The organism is Lamprocystis purpurea DSM 4197, assembly GCF_000379525.1.
Classification (GTDB): domain Bacteria; phylum Pseudomonadota; class Gammaproteobacteria; order Chromatiales; family Chromatiaceae; genus Thiodictyon; species Thiodictyon purpureum.
This window is the reverse complement of the sequence record NZ_KB902419.1, coordinates 1-18,581: the sequence shown is the minus strand read 5'-3', so window position 1 is coordinate 18,581 and position 18,581 is coordinate 1. Positions and strand designations below refer to the sequence as shown.

Below are 18,581 nucleotides of genomic sequence, written 5' to 3'. Positions count from 1 at the left end.
TCTTAAAGTGCTGCGCCGCTCGTACGGCCGGCGTTCAGGTCAGTTGCCCCGGTACCGCGGATCTTTCACGATCCCCCGGCTCGGCTTCTGATGCGGTGTCACCGACCGGTGCGGATTGCTGCTCCCCGGCGGCCCGCTGGAGCGCGCCGGCCAGGATGTGTGCCACGGACGACACGTCAGGGATGGCCCGCAGCATCGGCTGCGCCGGTGCAAAATACCAGGGCCGGGCATGGGGCCACAACGCGAAATAGGGCACCCGCGTCGCGCGGGTCAAGGTGAGTGGAATATCACCGGTCCCGTCGCCGTTCTCACGCAAGGCCGCGCTCGCGATCTTGGCGAACGGCAGATTGATCGTCATCGGCAAAGCGACACCAAAACGCAGCACGACGCGCTTACTGGTGATGGTATAGAGCGTTGAGCGGGCCATCGCCCAGGCCAACAGGCTCAGCAGACCCACTCCCAAGGCCGCCGGGACCACCAGTTTCAGGGAATTCAAAAAGGTACTGAGAAGAGCCGCTCCCGAGGAGATCTCCCACCCGAGATACAGCACCCATACCACTACGAAATAGCCGATCACCTTACGGGTGTGGAAGGCGCGCCGCGCGAGCGTTTGCCGGCGCGGCGCGCCCTGCCAGAGGATCGTCTCGCCGGGCGGGAGATCCTCTGGCAGGCCCGGTACGGGTTCGAACTCGTACTCGGTCATCGGTTGACTCACATCGATTGACTCACAGGAAGGGCTCGGTCCGATCGGGAGTCGCGTAGAGCTTGCCGCCGCCGTAATAGGAGGTGATCAGATCCTCCTCGCGGAGCGTCACGCGGTCAGGGTTGGCAAGGACAGGGACATTGGCGAACTGGCTGCCGAGCAGGGCATCGACCTTGACCTTACGGTTAGCCTTACTGATACGCGCGAAGTTGATCGGCAACAGGACCTTCTTGCCGCCGGTAACGGACAGTTCCAGATAACGGATCTGCGGCTCGGAGCGGTCGACCCAGCAATCGGTGATGACACCGCCTTTCTGATCGTCGGCACCCAGGACTTCCATTCCCACCGGATTGCCGTCCTCGGACGCAATGGAGAACCCTTCGGCCACACGCAAGGGCACGATCTTGTTCTCGCCTTCGAAGGTCAGATCAGGCAGGTCGTCACGTTTCGGACAGGCGCCGGGACCCACACGGGCGAGCATCGGGTCGCCGTTGGGCTGCAGCGGAGCACCAGGCCAGGGCTCGGTGGGCGTTGCGTTGACGGTTTCAGGCTCCTGCGGACGCGGTACCTGACGGGTACCCTGGCCGTGAGGCAACAGGAAGGTCTTGGGTTCAGGCATGGCCGGCCATCCAACGACCTTAACGTAGTCGGAGCGCTCAGACTCCAGCGGATATCCCTCCCGCTTGTCCTCCTTGCGAAGATAGATGATAAGTCCTGCAAAGAACAGCCAAAAGGCCCAGATGGCAATAGAGCCAACATCAAGGGTGCTAACGAGAGCGTCGGCGGGCATGGTTTCTCCTCCCGAGGGCAAAGGGCTAGCCGGGAAATTCGGCCAAGCCAAAGCTGGATGACGGTGATCGCCGGTCGTTCGCGGACGAACCGACGAGCGGGCCAATGGCGATCATGGTCACAAAGAGTAACAGAATTTCGATATGGTACACGGCTCCGTAGCCGATTGCCGGACCAGTCAAGGCCTCGCCCAAGGCGCCTTGCGCAGCGAGCGCGGAAACCAGATCGCGGAGCGCCCCGCCGAAGGCGATGGAAAGCCCCGCCGCGGTCGCCTGAACGGCGCCCCAGGCACCCAGTGCAAGACCGCTTTCGCCTTTCTGGCTCAACCCCATCGCGGCGATCAGGGTCCCGACGCCGAACAGTCCGTTGCCGAACCCGATCAGGAAGGTGCCGACCCGAAACAGGGTCACTGAATCCAGCGGCGAGGACAGCAACACCGCGGCCAGGGCACACACGCCCACCAGCGCGCCGAATCCCGAGACCCGATAGGGGTCGGCGCCGCTGGCGAGGATGCGCGAGGCGAGCGCGAAGGCGATCAGGGTGCCGCCCGCGAGCAGCGCGGTGAGCGAGGTCGTCTGACCGACCGAGAGATGCAGCACCTGGCCCCCATAGGGCTCCAACAAGATATCCTGCATACTGAAACCAGCCGTCCCCAGGGCCACCGCGACCAGCAGCCGTCCGGAACGGCCATTCGCCAGAAAATCGGCCCAGGAGTCACTGAAGCTCGGCCGCACCCGATGCTTGGCGGTGAGTGCGGGGTTCCTGGCCTCCTGCTTCCACAAGGCGACCACGTTCAGACACAGGGTGACCAGGGCCGCACCCTGGATGACCTGGACCAGTCGGGTATAGCTGAAGTTCTCCAGTAACTGCCCAAAAATGAGTGAACTGCCGACCATCCCCAGCAGCAGCATGACATAGAGCAGCGCCACGGCCCGCGGCCGCGCCTCGGGCGGGGCCAGATCCGTCGCCAGGGCCAAACCCGCGGTCTGCGTCACATGCAGACCAGCACCCAGTAACAGGAAGGCCAGGGCCGCACCGGTGGGACCGATCCAGACCGGGGCCTCGTGGTTCCCGGACAGCAACAGCAGCGCAAACGGCATCAGGGCCAGGCCGCCGAATTGCAGCAAGGTACCGAACCAGATGTAGGGGACGCGCCGCCAGCCCAAGGCCGAACGGTGATAGTCCGAACGGAAGCCGATCAAGGCGCGCAGTGGAGCGAACACCAGCGGCAGCGAGACCATCAGAGAGACCAGCCAGGTCGGGACACCAAGTTCGACGACGGTGACCCGATTCAGGGTGCCGTTCAACAGCACCACCGCCATACCGACCGAGACCTGGAAGAGCGCGAGCCGCAGCAGCCGCGACAACGGCAGTTCGCACGTGCCGGCATCCGCAAACGGCAGGAACCGCGGCCCCAGCCGTATCCACTCACGGGTCAGGGTGGCGGTGAGCGACTTCACTGGCGGACCAGCTCCAGTGCCTGTGAGGTATAGAAACCGCGGGCGATCCGTTGCGTGCGGCCAATCCGCCAGTCCGCAAACCCCGGATGCTCCGCCACCAGTCGGTGCAGCCGGCGCTCCGCCACCGGTTCGATGGCCGGGGAGCGGTCACCGCGAGGGAAGAAGCGGCCCACCGCGTGCATCACCGCGAGGGCCGGCGTCCGCGGGGCATAGGTGAAGAGGATCGAGCCGGTCGTGCGTGCCGCCACGCCCGCCAGCAAGGTGACCACGTCGGCGGCCTGATAATGGATGACGGAATCCATCGCGACCACATGGTCGAATTGCCCCAAGGCCGGGTCGCTCATGTCGCCCACCAGGAACTCAATGCTGCCGACGCCCAAATCCTTGGGGCTGCGCTCCTGCGCCAGTGAAATCAGCGTCGGCGCCACGTCGATGGCAACCACCCGCGCGCCGCGGCGCGCCGCCTCCACGGCGAGTGCACCGGTGCCGCAGCCCGCGTCCAGCAGCCGCCGACCCGACAGATCCGCCGGCAGCCAGCCGAGCAGGGTGGCGCGCATCCGGTCCCGCCCCGCGCGCACGGTCGCGCGGACGCGACTGACCGGGGCATCGGAGGTGAGCCTGGACCAGGCGTCGGCGGCGGTACGATCGAAGTAGGTCTCGATCTCGACGCGGCGTTCTTCGTACGAAGACATCATAGAGAGTTCAAAAAGAAATTATGAATTATGAATTATGAAGTATGAATTATGAAAGCCGGAGGATAAAGAACCAAGGCGCAAGGATAATCCCCTCATGCCCGGCCTTCATCATTCATACTTCATAATTCATAATTCATACTTGGTATTAGTCGAACCCCAGAAAGTCGAAGATATCCCGGTCGCGCATCGGTGAGACCGTCAGCGGCTCGGTCCCGGCCCAGAGTGCGGCGGCCAGTTTGAGGTATTCGGCCTGAGCCAACTCCACCTCCGGACAGGCTTCCATCTCAAACAGCGTGCTCTTCTTGAGCCGGCTGCGGCGGATCACATCCAGATCGGGCAGATGGGCGAGCCGCTTCAGACCCACGGCCGCGGCGAAACGGTCGATCTGGTCGGTCTGGGCGCTGCGGTTCGCAATGATGCCGCCCAGCCGGACCCCGTAATTCTTGGCCTTCGCCATGATCGCGGCACTGATCCGGTTCATGGCGAAGATCGAATCGAAGTCGTTGGCGGTGACGATCAAGGCCCGTTCGGCGTGTTGCAGGGGCGTGGCAAAGCCGCCGCACACCACATCACCCAGCACATCGAAGATCACCACGTCGGTGTCCTCGAACAGATGATGCTGTTTCAGGAGTTTCACCGTCTGGCCGACCACGTAACCGCCGCAGCCGGTCCCGGCCGGAGGTCCGCCGGCTTCCACGCACATCACGCCATTATAGCCTTCATAGCAATAATCTTCGGGGCGTAACTCTTCCGGATGGAACTGCACCGATTCCAGGATATCGATCACCGTCGGCACCAGCCGTTTGGTGAGCGTAAAGGTGGAGTCGTGCTTGGGGTCGCAGCCGATCTGCAATACCCGTTTGCCAAGCTTGGAGAAGGCCGCGGACAGGTTGGATGACGTCGTGCTCTTACCGATGCCGCCCTTGCCATAGACCGCAAAGATCTTGGCCGTACCGACATCGATGCGCTCGTCCTCCTGGAACTGGACGCTGCCGTCACCGTCCGGGGGGTTACGACCCAGCTCGATCGGGATACCCAGAGTATTCAAGCGGCGGCCTCCTGAAAGACGCCCTCTAACCGGTCCTCGAGCTCCTCGCCGGCACGGCGCAGGGCTTCCAGAGTCTCGGGGTCGGGGGTCCAGTAATTGCGTTCGTGGGCCTCGATCAGACGGCTGGCGACCTTGGCGGACGCCGTGGGATTGAGCGCGGCGAGCCGCTCGCGCATCTCCTCGTCGAGGACATAGGTTTCGGTCAGGCGCTGGTAGACCCAGGGGGCGACCTGACCGGTGGTGGCGGACCAGCCCATGGTATTGGTGACGTGCGTCTCGATCTGCCGGACCCCTTCATAGCCATGCGCCAGCATGCCCTCGTACCACTTGGGATTGAGCATCCGGGTGCGGGTCTCCAGGGCCACCTGTTCGGCCAGGGTGCGTACCGTCCCTTCGCCGGTGGTCTGATCACCGATATAGACCGGGATCTCGGTCCCGCGGGCGCGGCCGACGGCCCGACTGATGCCGCCCAGGGTATCGAAATAGTGATCGATGGAGGTGACCCCGAGTTCGACCGAATCCAGGTTCTGGTAAGCCAGGTCCACCTTGCCGAGCACGCTGGTCAGCAGCTTGGCCTGCTGCACCGGTTTGCCGGAGCGGCCGTAGGCAAAGGACTTGCGGCGGGTGTAGGTCTCCGCCAGCTCGTCGCCCTCGTCCCAGCGGCTGCTGTCCACCAGATAGTTGACGTTGGCGCCATAGGCCCCGTCGGCGTTACTGAAAACCCGCAGGGACGCGGTCTCCAGATCGCAGTCATTGGCCGCCTGATAGGCCAGCGCGTTCTTGCGCACGAAATTCTGGTCCAGCGGTTCATCCGCACTGGCCGCCTGGAAGGCCGCATCGGCGAGCAGCCGGGTCTGGAGCGGCAGCAGGTCACGGAAGATGCCGGAGAGCGTCATGACCACATCGATCCGTGGCCGGCCCAGTTCGGCCAGGGGGATCAGATCGGCGCCGGCCAGACGGCCAAAGCCGTCGAAGCGCGGACGCGCGCCCATCAGGGCCAGCGCCTGGGCGATGGGTCCACCCTCGGTCTTGAGGTTGTCCGTCCCCCAAAGCACCAGGGCGATGCACTCAGGGACCGGATTGCCCTCGAGCACATAGCGCTCCAAGAGCCGCTCGGTCTGACGCGCACCATCCTTCAACGCGAACTGGCTGGGGATGCGGTAGGGATCGAAGCCGTGGAGATTGCGCCCGGTGGGCAGGATCTCCGGGGTGCGCAGCAGATCGCCGCCCGGGGCCGGACGGACATAGCCGCCGTCCAGCGCATGCAGGATAGACGGAATCTCGTGCTGCTCGGTCAACAACCGGTTGGTCTCGCCGAGTTGCTGCATGAGCCCGAGATTGACCTCGTTCTTTTCCATGCCGCCGGCCGCCAGCGCCTTCGGCGCCGCCGCCCCGGAGACCAGCGCGGCCACCGCTTCGCGCGCCGGGCGCGAGTCATGGCTGGCCTCGGCGATGGCCAGCAGCAGATCGGTGCGCTGCGCGGGCGTCGGAATGGTGCCGACGATGTGCAACCCATCGGGAATCAGGGTGTATTCCAGCTCCAGGACGGCCTTGTTCAAGCGGCCGATGGGTTCCTCGCTGGCGTCACCCCAGGCGGGTTCGGCCGGGCACAGGTCGAGTTCGGCCCCTTGGGCCTGGATCAGTTCGGCAAGCCCTGTGCGTTCATTCTCCTCGCTGGGCGGGAGGCTGCGCCACCGCTCGATCGAGCCTTTCAGGTCGATGAGCCCGCGATACAGTCCGGCGTGGGCGATCGGCGGTGTCAGATAGCTGATCAGGGTCGCGGCGGAACGCCGCTTGGCGATGGTACCTTCGGACGGGTTATTCGAGGCATAGAGATACAGATTCGGCAGATCGCCGATCAGCCGGTCGGGCCAGCAGGCAGCCGAGAGCCCCGCCTGCTTGCCCGGCATGAATTCCAGTGCCCCGTGGGTCCCGAAGTGCAGTACCGCGTGCGCCCCGAAATCCTCGTTGAGATATCGATAGAAGGCCGTGAAGGCATGGGTCGGAGTAAAGCCCTTTTCGAACAGCAACCGCATCGGGTCGCCCTCATAGCCGAAAGCGGGCTGCACGCCGACGAAGACATTCCCGAAGCGCTCACCGAGGACAAAGATGGAGCGGCCGTCGGCCTGCTGTTTGCCGGGCGCTGGTCCCCATTGTTTCTCAAGCTCCTTGAGCCAGGGCTCACGCCGCACATGGTCATCCACCGGAATGCGGGTGTGCACATTCGCATGAGCGCCATAGCGGGCGGCATTGCCGGAACAGATACTCTCGCGCAGCGCATCCACATCCTGCGGCACCTCGACCCCGTACCCGGCCGCCTTGAGCGACTTCAGCGTATTGAACAGGGAAGCGAAGACCGAGAGATAGGCGGCCGTGCCGGTGTTGCCCGCGTTGGGCGGGAAATTGAAAATCACGATGGCGATCTTGCGGTCCTTGCGCGCCGTGTGACGCAAGGCCACGAGCCGTGCCACGCGTCCCGCCAGCCGCTCGGTCCGCTCGCCGTGAGACTGCATGTCCCGCGCCTGCTCGGTGGTGACGGCGTTGGAGCGTCCACCGAAGACCATCGGGCCGGTGGAGCCGTCCAGTTCCGGAATCGCCACCATCATGGTGGCCTCCACCGGCAGCAGTCCCTGATCCGAGCCCTCCCATTGTTCCATCGTCTGGAACTCCACCGCGAGGGTGGAAAGATAAGGCACATCGAGTTGGGTCAGCAGTTCCTGAGCGGCCTTCGAATCGTTGTAGGCCGGCCCGCCTACCAGTGAAAAACCGGTGAGTGAGACCACCGCGTCGACCGTAGCACGGCCGTTATGCATGAAAAAGCGCTCGCAGGCGGGACGGGCGTCCAGCCCGCTGGCGAAGGCGGGGACCACCCGCAGGCCCCGTGACTCCAGGGCCGCGATCACGCCGTCATAGTGATTGGCGTTCCCGGCCAGGACATAGGAGCGCATCAAGAGCAGCCCCACGGTGCCTTTACTGTCGCGTCCGGCGGCGGGCAGACGGCCCAGATCATCGCTGATGCGCCCATTCATGCGCGGATGATAAAGACCGACCTCGGGATATTCCTGAGGCGCCGGCACCTTGAGGCTGCCGCGCAGCCCGCGGCGATCACCGTCGGCGTAACGGTCCACCAGATAGCGGACCATGTTCGCGATATTCTCCTCGGTGCCCGCCAACCAGTATTGCAGGCTGAGGAAATACGCGCGCACGTCTTGCGCGGTACCGGGGATGAAACGCAGCAGCTTGGGGATGCGGCGCAACATGCTCATCTGCTGGGCGCCGGCGTTGGCCTCGGTACCTTCTTTCTTGGTGCCGCCGCCGCGCAGCCGCTTGAGCAGGGCCAGCGGGCCGCCCTTGGAGCCGTCCATGCTGAATCCGCCCATGCGGGTCAGACGCATGACCTCCGCGGCGGACATGCAGGACACCATGGCATCGCAGTGATCCCGACGCGCCTGCAGCGCAGGCAGCACCGGCTGTATATGCTCCTCCATCACCAGCATCGTGTTGATGATGATGTCCCCGTGGGCGATGTCCGCACGACAGCGCTCGATCGCCTCGGGGTCCTCGGCCCACTCGGCCGCGGCGTGCAGTGAAAGATGCAGGCCTGGGATATCGCGGTGCAAACCAGGGCGGGCCCGGTCGAGCGTCCCCGCAAGGTGCCCGTCCAGGGACACGATGACCACACGGATCGGCGTATCCCGCATGGCCTTGGGCGAACGGTCAGCGACCGAAGTGCGCTTTTGCATCGTAGAGCGTCTCCACGGTAATCATTTGTATGCCGCGTTCCGCGGCGAACAATTCGGTGTTACGGCGGGCCTTGCCGCGGACGAAAAAGGGTATTTTCTTCAGTTCCCGCTCGGCGTCCAGCGCCCAAGCGAGGGGGTCGCCCGGCGCGGGCGACACGCTCGGTGCAGACGCTTGCGGGGTCTGCTGCTGCGAAATCTCGGTCTGCACCGGTTGCGCCTTGGCCGTGGCCGACGTCGGCAGATGCGAGGGTGCGGCCTCATCATGGAACTCGAAATCACCCCTGAACATGGTCAGGAGGTGCTCTTCCAGGCCCATCATCAGCGGATGGACCCAGGTATCGAAGATCACGTTGGTCCCCTCGAATCCCATCTGGGGTGCGTACCGGGCCGGACAGTCCTGAACATGGAAGGGCGCACCGATGACCGCGCAGGGGATCCCCAGACGCTTGGCGATGTGGCGCTCCATCTGGGTGCCCAGCACCAGCTCCGGATGCAGTTCGGCGACCTGCGCCTCGACCTCGAGATAATCGTCGGTAATCAGCGCTTCGATGCCGTAACGCTGGGCCGCGGCGCGGACGTCGCGGGCCAACTCGCGGCCATAGGTTCCGAGGCCCACCACCTGGAACCCCAGTTCATCGGCGCAGATCCGCGCCGCCGCGATGGCATGGGTGGCATCGGCGAAGATGTAGACCCGCTTGCCGGTGAGGTAGGTCGAGTCCACCGAGCGCGAGTACCAGGGCAGCCGCGACGCCTGGGCCGCAAGTGCCGCAGTGACATCGATCCCGGTCAGGGCGCCGATCTCGCGCAGGAAGTCCTGGGTCGCGCCGACGCCGATCGGGATGGTCTTCACCGTCGGCTGTTTGAACATCCGCTCCAGCCAACTGCACACCGACAACGCCACTTCCGGGTAGAGGCAGCAATTGAAGTCCGCTTCAGGAATGCGGGCGATATCAGCAGGGCTGGCACCCAAGGGCGCCACCAGATTGACATCCACGCCGATCGCATTCAGCAGCCGGGTCACCTCGGTCACATCATCCCGACAGCGGAAGCCGAGTGAGGTCGGTCCGAGCAGGTTGGCCTTAGGCCGGTGCCCGCTGACGCGCTCACGGGGCGGGGACCCGGGTTGCGGTACCTGTGCATGCAGCAACCGGCGGACGATCTGATAAAAGGTCTCACTCGCGCCCCAGTTTTCCTGCCGCGAATAGGCCGAGAGTTCCAGCGGGACCACCGGGATCGGCAGTCCCATGGATTTGGCCAGGGTGCCCGCCTGATCCTGGAGCAGTTCCGCGGTGCAGGCCTCGCCGACCAGCAGCAGGTCCGGCCGGAAGCGCTCGTGCACGCCCTGGACGCAGGTCTTGAGCAACTCGGCGGTGTCGGTCCCCAGATCGCGGGCCTTGAAGGTGGTGTAAGTCACCGGGGGGCGGCGCTCACTGCGCTCGATCATGGTGAAGAGCAGGTCGGCGTAGGTGTCCCCCTGAGGGGCGTGCAAGACACAGTGCACCCCGCGCATGGACGCGGCGATGCGCATGGCACCGATATGCGGAGGTCCTTCGTAGGTCCAGACGGTCAGTTGCATGTCCTAGACCTTCAGGCGCGCGCTGCGGATCAGGGGCCGGGCGAACAATTCGGCCAGATCGGCCGCCTGTTCAAAGCCGTGGATCGGGGTGAAGACCAACTCGATGGACCATTTGGTCCGCAACCCGAGCGCCTCCAGGGGATTGGCCAAGCCGAGACCGCAGACCGTGAGGTCCGGACGGTCGGCGGCGATGCGATCGAGCTGGCGGTCGACATCCTGCCCCTCCACCAGCCGCACGCCGGCCGGGAGCAGATCCAGTTCGGGCTGCATGGCGCGTCGATCCAGGTAGGGCGTACCGACCTCGACTAGCTCCATGCCACACTCGCGGGCGAGAAAACGCGCCAGCGGAATCTCCAACTGGGAGTCCGGCAAAAAGGTGATGCGCCGTCCCGCCAACACCTCGGCGTAGCGGATCAGGGCACGCTGGGCGCGCGCCGCCGGGGCCGCGGTGACCGCGTCGAAGCGCGCATCGGAAACCCCCCAGGCGCGCGCCGCGGCGGCCAGCCAGCCCAGCGTTCCTTCGACGCCGAAGGGGAAGGGCGCACTGAGCAGACGCGCCCCGCGCGCCGCGAGCAGGCCGGCGGTCTCGTTGAAAAACGGCTGGGCGAACAGCACGCAGGTCCCGTCTCCCAGCGGCGGAAAGGCGCGGGTGTCGGTGCCCGGAAGGAACTGCACCGGTCCGATATCCAGGGCGTCGAACAAGCGGCCGAACTGATCCTGAACCACATCGGCCAGAGTCCCGACCACCAGCAGATTACGCTCGCCGGCCGGCGCGCGCGGCAACTCGGGCACCAAGGCGGCCACGCACTGATCCTCGCCCTGGGTGAAGGTGGTCTCCAGACCGCTGCCGGAAAACGCCAAGACCTTGACCTGGTGACCCGCAACATTGGCCTGGGCGCGGGTGAGCCGCTCGGCCGCCTTGTGCAGATCGAGCTTGATCACCTCGGAGGGACAGGAGCCCACCAGGAAGAGGGTGCGGATGTCCCCGCGGCGCGCCAGCAGGCGGGTGACGACCCCATCGAGTTCCTCCATGCNGTCCGCCATGCCGGCCAGATCGCGCTCCTGCAAAATGGCGGTGGCGAAGCGCGGTTCGGCGAAGATCATCACGCCGGCGGCGGATTGCAGCAGATGGGCGCAGGTACGGGAGCCAACCACCAGAAAAAACGCGTCATGCATCTTGCGATGCAGCCAGACGATGCTGCTGAGCCCGCAGAAGACCTCGCACTGGCCGCGCTCGCGCAGGACGACCGGTGCCGTGCCGGGAAAACCCTGATCGAGATTCGTGCCGGCGGCCGCCCCGCTGCCGCTCACGCTGCCGACTCCGCCGGCCCGACCGACCCGGCGTCGGCCGTACCCGCCGTGCGGGCCTGTTCAAGGCGGGCCGCGCGCAGCTTGAGCAGGAACTGCGTGGCGTTGATCACGTAGGAGGCGTAGGCCGCCAAGGCCAGCAGCATCAGGTCACGGTCGGAGAGCAGGTTGAAGAGGAGCGCAACCAGATAGGCCGTATGCAAAGCCAGCACCAGCATGCTGAACACATCTTCCCAAAAGAAGGGGCGGGCGAACAGATAGCGCCCGAAGACCACTTTTTCCCAGATCGATCCCGTGACCATGATCAGGTACAGGACCAGCGTCTTGACGACGATCGACAGCGTCGCCGCCTGGTAACCCTCACCGGTCGACAGATAGCGCAGCACCAGCGCCAAACTCACCAGGAACACGAGGAACTGAACTGGGGCAAGCACACCCTGGACCAGGGTCCATGGGGTCGCGTCGCGACGCTTGCGCTCCTCCGGAGTATAGAGAGGCATGCTCGGGCGGTACCTTCAAGGTCAATTGTGCATGATGTAGCGGACTGGCGGGCGCCGACGCGCAGCAGCCGGTCCGCTGGACATCGGATTCGGCTCGGGTCCGGCCCAAGCGGATGGGTTCCAGCGCGGCCGACGCCGGCCCCACAACGAACAATCTAGCCTCGCGAGACGGGAGTGTCAATGCAAGTTGACGTAGCGGAAACTTGACATTCCCGGCCAAGCAGACAGACTTGGAGTCATTGCAGCGCTGACCTGGACCATTCCGGGCGCATCCGACGCGTCGCTGCTCCGTTTTCCATCCACAACAAGAGGGTCGTTTCCGGCAATGCCCACTGTTCACTGTTCGCCGCCGACTGCCGCGCGTTGTCTGCGCTGATGCCGCTTTTACCCGACCCATGTGCTGGCCGACGCCGTGCGCGCGGAGGGCTGCCGTGTGCCCGCTGAGCGTCACGCACGAGGCGGTTGACCGCATCGACGGAAAGGTCGCCGCCGACCTGCTGCGGACCATCGCCGATATCGCCCTGGTGCTGGACGCCAAGGGCTCCATCATCGACTGCTCGGTCGGCAGTGAGGCGCTGTCGCGTGAGATCTGCGACGATTTGCGAGGTCGAGCCTGGCTGGACACCGTTTCCCAGGACAGCCGCCCGCGGGTGGAGGCCATCCTGCGCGAGGCCGAACCACATTGGGCGCATGAATGGCGTCAGGTCGGCCACCTGGGCCGCCAAGGCAAAGAGATCCCGATCCAGTACCGCGCCATCCGCGTCGGCAAACGGGGGCAGATCCTGGCCATCGGCCGGGAATTGCAGGCCGTCGCCTCGCTGCAACAGCAACTGGTCGACGCCCAACAGGCGCTGGAGCGGGACTATTGGCGTTTCCGACAGATGGAAACCCGCTACCGCCTGCTGTTTCAGAGTGTCTCCGAGGCCGTGCTGATCGTCGATGCGGGCCTGCGGCGGGTGGTGGAGGCCAATCCGGCAGCCGCCCTGGTGCTGGGCGATACCGCCACCCATATCGTCGGCCGCCCGTTTCCCGAGGGGTTCGAGCCCGAGAGCAGCCGCGCCATCGAGACTTTGCTCGCCAACGTGCTGAGCAGCGGGCGCGTCGACAGCGTCAGCGTGCAGCGCCTCGCCGACGGCGGGGAATTGGTGGTATCGGCCACCCTGCTGCGTCAGGACGACGCCCCGCTGTTCGTCGTGCGCCTCTGCCCACTGCCGACCGATCCCGCCGCGGCGGTGCTCCCGGACAATGACGCCAAGTTGCTGAAGGTCGTCGCGGCGGCGCCGGACTCGATCCTCATCACCGACAGCGAGGGGCGCATCCTGGCCGCCAATCGCGCCTTCCTCAACCAGGTCGAACTGGCCAGCGAGCATCTGCTGCGCGGTCAGTCACTGGACCGCTGGCTGGGCCGGGCGGGGATCGATCTCAATGTCCTGATCAGTACCCTGCGCCAGCACGGGACGTTGCGACTCTTCAAGACGACCCTGCGCGGCCAATACGGGACCACGACCGAGGTCGAAATCTCGGGGGCCGCGGTGGAGCACGGGGACCGGCCCTGTTTCGGCTTTTTCATCCGTGACGTCGGTCGGCGGCTGAGCGGCGACCCCAGCGCCGGCGGATTGCCGGTCTGGGTGGCGCAGTTCACCGACCGGGTCGGCAGCGCCCCACTCAAGGATCTGGTCCGGGAGTCGACCGACCTGATCGAGCGGCTCTGTATCGAGGCCGCTCTGAAACTGACCAACGGCAATCGCGCCTCGGCGGCGGAACTGCTGGGCTTGAGCCGTCAGAGTCTCTACGTCAAGCTCGCCCGCTACGGAATCGGGGGCGAAGTGACCGAAGCGGACTGATCGCGTGGCGCGACCAAACCCATGAACGCGGTGCGCCAGGCATTGATCGTAATCCCGGCCAGCGGCGTGCGTCGTCAGGGCTTCCAGCCCTGATGGTGTCAGGCCAGGATGGCCTGACTACGCACCCGGCAATCCCCTAGACTGTCAAGTGTAGTTGACAGCGCAAACTGTCAGTTATAATTTGCACCCATGAATGCTTCCGCGCCCTCCCTGGCCTCCACCGGCCGTCCCTCGCCGGCCGCCGCGCTTGAGTTGCTCAAGCCGATCACCTGGTTCCCCCCGATGTGGGCCTTCGCCTGCGGCGTGGTGTCTTCCGGGGTCTCGTTCAGTGGCCACTGGCTTTACATCGTTGCCGGTATCCTGCTCGCCGGGCCCATGGTCTGCGCCACCAGCCAGGCCGTGAACGACTGGTTCGACCGTCATGTGGATGCCATCAACGAACCCCACCGCCCAATCCCGTCGGGACGGATACCGGGGCGCTGGGGTCTCTATATCGCCATCCTCTGGACCCTGCTGTCGGCGGCCCTGGCGGCGACCTTGGGGACCTGGGTGTTCTGGTCGGCGGCGCTGGGCCTGCTGCTCGCCTGGGCCTACAGCGCCCCGCCGGTCCGGCTCAAGCGCAACGGCTGGTGGAGCAATACGGCGGTCGGGTTTTCCTACGAGGGGCTCGCCTGGGTGACCGGGGCCGCGGTGATGCTCGGCGGCGACCTGCCCGAGTGGCGCATTCTGGCCCTCGCCGCGCTCTACAGCCTGGGCGCCCATGGGATACTCACACTCAATGATTTCAAAGCCATCGAGGGTGACAAGCAGATGGGGCTCCGCTCCCTACCGGTCCAGCTCGGAGTTCAGGGAGCGGCCTGGGCCGCCTGTCTTTTCATGGCCTTGCCCCAGGTCCTGGTAGTCTGGCTGTTGGTCGACTGGGGCCGGCCGCTCCACGCGGCCGCCGTCGCCATGGTGGTGCTGGTGCAGGTCGCCATGATGGTGCGCTTCCTGCGCGACCCCATCAACCGCGCCCTGTGGCTCAGCGCCTTCGGCGTCATGGTCTATGTCACCGGCATGATGATCAGCGCCTGGGCGCTGCGGGGGCTCGCCGCGTGACGCGGACCGACCAGGACGCCTTCGGCTGGCTCGGCATTCTGCGCCTCGGCCTGGTGCAGGCCGCCCTGGGTGCCATCGTGGTCTTGACCACCTCGACGATCAATCGCGTCATGGTGGTCGAACTAGCCCTGCCCGCCATGCTCCCCGGCGCCCTGGTCGCACTACATTACGCGGTGCAGATCCTGCGTCCGCGCCTGGGCTACGGCTCTGATCTGGGCGGCCGTCGGGCGCCCTGGATCATCGGCGGCATGGCGGTGCTGGGCTTGGGCGGGGTCCTGGCGGCGCTGGCCACCGCGCTGATGGCGAGCGACCGGCTGCTGGGCACGGCCCTGGCCGTGGTCGCCTTCACCCTGGTGGGCGGCGGGGTCGGTGCCTGCGGCACCAATCTCCTGGTGCTCCTGGCCAAACGCGTCGATGAACGCCGCCGGGCGGCGGCCGCCACGACCGTCTGGATCATGATGATCGTCGGGTTCGTGGTCACCGCGGGCATCGCCGGCCATTACCTGGATCCCTTTTCTCCCGCCCGCCTGGTGCTGGTCACCGCCACCGTGTCCGTCATCGCCTTGGCCGTGACCGTGGCGGCAACCTACCGGATCGAGGGCCGCGCCAGCCTCCCAACCGCGGACGCCGCCGCGCCCCCCCGAACACCCTTCCGTGAGGCCCTGGCCCAAGTCTGGTCCGAGGTCCGCGCGCGCCGTTTCACCGTCTTCATCTTCGTCTCCATGCTCGCGTACAGTGCCCAGGACCTGATTCTGGAGCCCTTCGCCGGGGCCGTCTTCGGCTTCACCCCGGGCGAGTCGACCCGGCTTGCCGCCGACCAGCACGGCGGCGTCCTCGTCGGCATGCTCCTGTTGGCCGGCGTGGGCAGCACCGCCTGGGGGCGGCGCCTGGCCTCGCTGCAAACCTGGACCATCATCGGCTGTCTCGCCTCCGCGGCAACCCTGTTCAACCTCGCGGCGGGCGGTCTGCTCGGGGCGGACTTCCCGTTGCGCACTGCGGTCTTCGCCCTGGGTGTCGCCAACGGTGTCTTTGCGGTCGCCGCCATCGGGGCCATGATGGGCCTGGTCGGCAAGGGGCGTGAACAGCGCGAGGGGGTGCGCATGGGCCTTTGGGGTGCCGCGCAGGCTGTTGCCTACGCCATCGGCGGCTTCCTCGGCACTGCCGCCATCGATCTGACCCGCGCGCTCATGGAGGCACCCGGCCCGGCCTATGCGTTCGTTTTCGCCGCCGAGGCACTGCTGTTCCTCGCCGCCGCGGGCTTGGCGGTGCGGGTGACGCGGGCGGAGACGACCGCCACGGGCGCGGTCATGCTCAATCCATCCGCCGCCGCGGAGACGGCCTGACCGGCGCTCGACCGGGCGCCGCGGATGAGCCAACAATTTTCTGTTATCCCATAGCCGACAAACGCCGTCGCGTTTGAAAAAAGGTATGTCGCATGAACGAGATCGAGAGTTTCGATGTGGTCGTCGTAGGGGGCGGGCCGGCCGGCGCGACGGCCGCGACCGATCTGGCCAAGATCGGCCGTTCGGTCATGCTGCTCGACCGCGCCGGACGGATCAAGCCCTGCGGCGGGGCCATCCCACCCCAGGCGATCCGTGAGTTCGACATCCCGCCGCACCTGCTGTGCGCGCATATCAACTCCGCCCGCATGATCTCGCCATCCGACCGCCAGGTAGACATGCCGATCAACGGCGGCTTCGTCGGCATGGTCAATCGGGCTGAATTCGACGAGTGGCTGCGCACCCGCGCCGCCGAGGCCGGTGCCGTGCGCCGCACCGGGACCTTCACCGAACTGGTCCCGACCGACCAGGGTCAGGTCATCGTCCGCTATGAGACGCGCGGCAACGACCGCCCGGTCCAAATTCAGGAGGTCCGCGCCCGCTGCGTCATCGGGGCCGACGGGGCACGCTCCAAGGTGGCCCGCCAGAGGATCCCCGGCGCGGACAAAATGCCCTGCGTCAGCGCCTATCACGAGATCGTCCGCTCACCCAAGAACGGCGAGGGTGGATTCGATGCAACCCGTTGCGACGTCTACTATCAGGGCAAGATCTCCCCGGATTTCTACGGCTGGGTCTTCCCCCATGGCGAGACCACCAGCGTCGGGGTGGGCACGGCGCTGAGCGGCTTCTCGCTGCGCACGGCCACCGACGACCTGCGCAAAGCCGCCGGACTGGCCGACGCGGAAACCATTCGGCGCGAAGGTGCGCCCATTCCGCTGCGCCCGCTTGATCGGTGGGACGACGGCCGCAATGTCGTACTGGCGGGCGATGCCGCGGGCGTGGTCGCCCCGGCATCCGGTGAGGGAATCTACTATGCTTTAGCGGGAGGACGCTTCGCCGCTCAGGCCGCCGAAGCCTTCTGCGCCACCGGCGATGTGCGTTCGCTCAAACTGGCCCGGAAGCACTTCATGAAAGCCCATGGCCGGGTCTTCTGGGTGCTGGGCATCATGCAGCGCTTCTGGTACAGCAGCGACAAACGGCGCGAGCGCTTCGTCAGCATGTGCGCCGACCCGGACGTCCAGCAGTTGACCTGGGAAGCCTACATGAACAAGCGTCTGGTACGCGCCAAACCGGCCGCGCACGTCCGCGTCTTCTTCAAGGATTTGGGTCACTTGCTCGGCATTGTCTCGGCGAAATGAGCGCATACGCATCCGCCGGTGTCGCTGATGGCTGAGTTCTTCGCCAGCGGCCGTTTCATCGACTGGATCCTGCTGTTAATGGCACTGGAAGGTCTCGGTCTGTTCCTGCTGTGGCGCGTCCGGGCATGCGGCATCCCGCCGGCGGCGTTGATCCTCATCCTCGCCTCCGGCGCCTGTCTGTTGCTGGCGGTGCGCGCCGCCCTGACGGACGCCGGATGGGTCTGGGTCTGGCTCTTTGTCACGGTCGCCTTGGTGGTGCACCTCGCGGATCTGCGGCAGCGTTGGCAGCGTGCGCACAGCAAGACCCCATAACGAGATGCGCGTGGCATTCGCCGCCCGGTGATTCGACTAAACCGAAGTTCCATCGAGAACCATTCTCATCTTGACCTTAAGTCTCTGATCTCTTGGGGCGCTGATCATTGGGGTCCGCTATCTTGATCATAAATGTACCCATGTAAATATCTCTCAGGAACTTGTAAATCTAAGCATATGCTTTATACTTGTATGCATGTACATTGACATCGTGCCGAACCGCAACTCCCCCCCGGCGATCTTGCTGCGCGAGTCGGTACGCGAGGGCAAGCGGGTCATCAAGCGCACACTTGCGAATCTCTCATCGCTGACCCTCGCGCAAGCGCAAGCCATTCGGGCCGTCCTCAAGGGCCAACCCCTCGCAGCAGTCGATGAGGTATTCGAGATCATCCGCTCGCGCACCCATGGGGCGGTGCAAGCGATCGACCTGGCCATGGGGCGATTGCGCATCAGTGCCTTGTTGGGGCGCGAGGCGTGTCGAGAGCGCGACCTGGTATTGGCGATGATCGCCGCCCGGGTCCTTGATCCACAGAGTAAGCTGGCCACCACGCGGACGTGGGACCACAGCACACTGGGGGAGCTGTACGGGGTCAGTGATGCCGATGAAGACGCGCTGTATGCGGCGCTGGATTGGCTATGCGAGCGCCAGCCGGCCATTGAGCAGCAACTGGCCAAGCGGCATTTGCACGACGGTGGCCGAGTCCTCTACGATCTGTCNTCAAGCTATTTCGAGGGTGAGTGCTGTCCATTGGCCATGCGCGGCTATTCCCGTGACGGGAAGAAGGGCATGCTGCAGGTCAATTATGGCTTACTGACCGACCGGCGCGGGTGCCCGGTGGCGATTGAGGCGTTTGCCGGCAATACCAC

At 65.6% G+C, this 18,581-nt stretch carries 15 protein-coding genes; 6 read left to right on the top strand and 9 right to left on the bottom strand.

The annotated features are described in order from the left end of the window. Nucleotides 1-34: 34 nt before the first annotated feature. From puhB to bchF, 9 genes are all read right to left on the bottom strand, one after another. Nucleotides 35-703, bottom strand: coding sequence for a photosynthetic complex putative assembly protein PuhB (gene puhB / locus A39O_RS0106770; RefSeq protein WP_020503934.1), 669 nt, complete (start codon nt 701-703; stop codon nt 35-37). 22 nt (nt 704-725) lie between these two features. After that, nucleotides 726-1,493, bottom strand: coding sequence for a photosynthetic reaction center subunit H (gene puhA, locus A39O_RS0106765; protein ID WP_020503933.1), 768 nt, complete (start codon nt 1,491-1,493; stop codon nt 726-728). A gap of 25 nt (nt 1,494-1,518) precedes the next feature. Then, the gene (locus A39O_RS0106760) at nt 1,519-2,952 is read right to left on the bottom strand and encodes a BCD family MFS transporter (protein WP_020503932.1); all 1,434 of its coding nucleotides are present in this window, start codon (nt 2,950-2,952) and stop codon (nt 1,519-1,521) included. Beyond that, nucleotides 2,949-3,647: a magnesium protoporphyrin IX methyltransferase gene (bchM, locus tag A39O_RS0106755; RefSeq protein WP_020503931.1), complete on the bottom strand. Its 699-nt coding sequence runs from the start codon at nt 3,645-3,647 to the stop codon at nt 2,949-2,951. Before bchM ends, A39O_RS0106760 begins: the two co-directional genes overlap by 4 nt. Before the next feature lie 145 nt (nt 3,648-3,792). After that, nucleotides 3,793-4,695: a ferredoxin:protochlorophyllide reductase (ATP-dependent) iron-sulfur ATP-binding protein gene (gene bchL / locus A39O_RS0106750; protein WP_020503930.1), complete on the bottom strand. Its 903-nt coding sequence runs from the start codon at nt 4,693-4,695 to the stop codon at nt 3,793-3,795. Then, nucleotides 4,692-8,438, bottom strand: a complete 3,747-nt coding sequence (locus A39O_RS0106745; RefSeq protein ID WP_020503929.1) for a magnesium chelatase subunit H — start codon at nt 8,436-8,438, stop codon at nt 4,692-4,694. The genes bchL and A39O_RS0106745 overlap by 4 nt, the downstream gene beginning before the upstream one ends. Next, nucleotides 8,413-10,014, bottom strand: a complete 1,602-nt coding sequence (gene bchB, locus A39O_RS0106740; protein ID WP_020503928.1) for a ferredoxin:protochlorophyllide reductase (ATP-dependent) subunit B — start codon at nt 10,012-10,014, stop codon at nt 8,413-8,415. The genes A39O_RS0106745 and bchB overlap by 26 nt, the downstream gene beginning before the upstream one ends. Nucleotides 10,015-10,017: 3 nt before the next feature. Continuing rightward, entirely contained in the window at nt 10,018-11,325 is a 1,308-nt protein-coding gene (locus A39O_RS0106735; RefSeq protein WP_020503927.1) for a ferredoxin:protochlorophyllide reductase (ATP-dependent) subunit N, read from the bottom strand. After that, complete coding sequence (gene bchF / locus A39O_RS32345) at nt 11,322-11,822, bottom strand: 2-vinyl bacteriochlorophyllide hydratase (protein ID WP_020503926.1); 501 nt, start codon at nt 11,820-11,822, stop codon at nt 11,322-11,324. Before bchF ends, A39O_RS0106735 begins: the two co-directional genes overlap by 4 nt. A 431-nt stretch (nt 11,823-12,253) precedes the next feature. Here bchF and ppsR point away from each other — a divergent pair, with 431 nt between their 5' ends. The 6 genes from ppsR to A39O_RS43795 form a co-directional block, all read left to right on the top strand. After that, a complete protein-coding gene (ppsR, locus tag A39O_RS0106725; protein ID WP_020503925.1) occupies nt 12,254-13,666 on the top strand; it encodes a transcriptional regulator PpsR in 1,413 nt (470 codons plus the stop codon). Nucleotides 13,667-13,855: 189 nt separating this feature from the next. After that, nucleotides 13,856-14,764, top strand: coding sequence for a chlorophyll synthase ChlG (gene chlG, locus A39O_RS0106720; protein ID WP_020503924.1), 909 nt, complete (start codon nt 13,856-13,858; stop codon nt 14,762-14,764). Further along, nucleotides 14,761-16,107: a BCD family MFS transporter gene (locus A39O_RS0106715; RefSeq protein WP_020503923.1), complete on the top strand. Its 1,347-nt coding sequence runs from the start codon at nt 14,761-14,763 to the stop codon at nt 16,105-16,107. Before chlG ends, A39O_RS0106715 begins: the two co-directional genes overlap by 4 nt. A 92-nt stretch (nt 16,108-16,199) precedes the next feature. Then, a complete protein-coding gene (locus A39O_RS0106710; protein ID WP_020503922.1) occupies nt 16,200-17,402 on the top strand; it encodes a geranylgeranyl diphosphate reductase in 1,203 nt (400 codons plus the stop codon). Nucleotides 17,403-17,429: 27 nt separating this feature from the next. Next, nucleotides 17,430-17,714 carry a hypothetical protein gene (locus A39O_RS0106705; RefSeq protein ID WP_020503921.1) on the top strand — a complete coding sequence of 95 codons (285 nt, stop codon included), beginning with the start codon at nt 17,430-17,432 and terminating at the stop codon, nt 17,712-17,714. A gap of 196 nt (nt 17,715-17,910) precedes the next feature. Further along, the coding region (locus A39O_RS43795; RefSeq protein WP_020503920.1) for an IS1634 family transposase at nt 17,911-18,581 on the top strand (671 nt) is incomplete at its 3' end.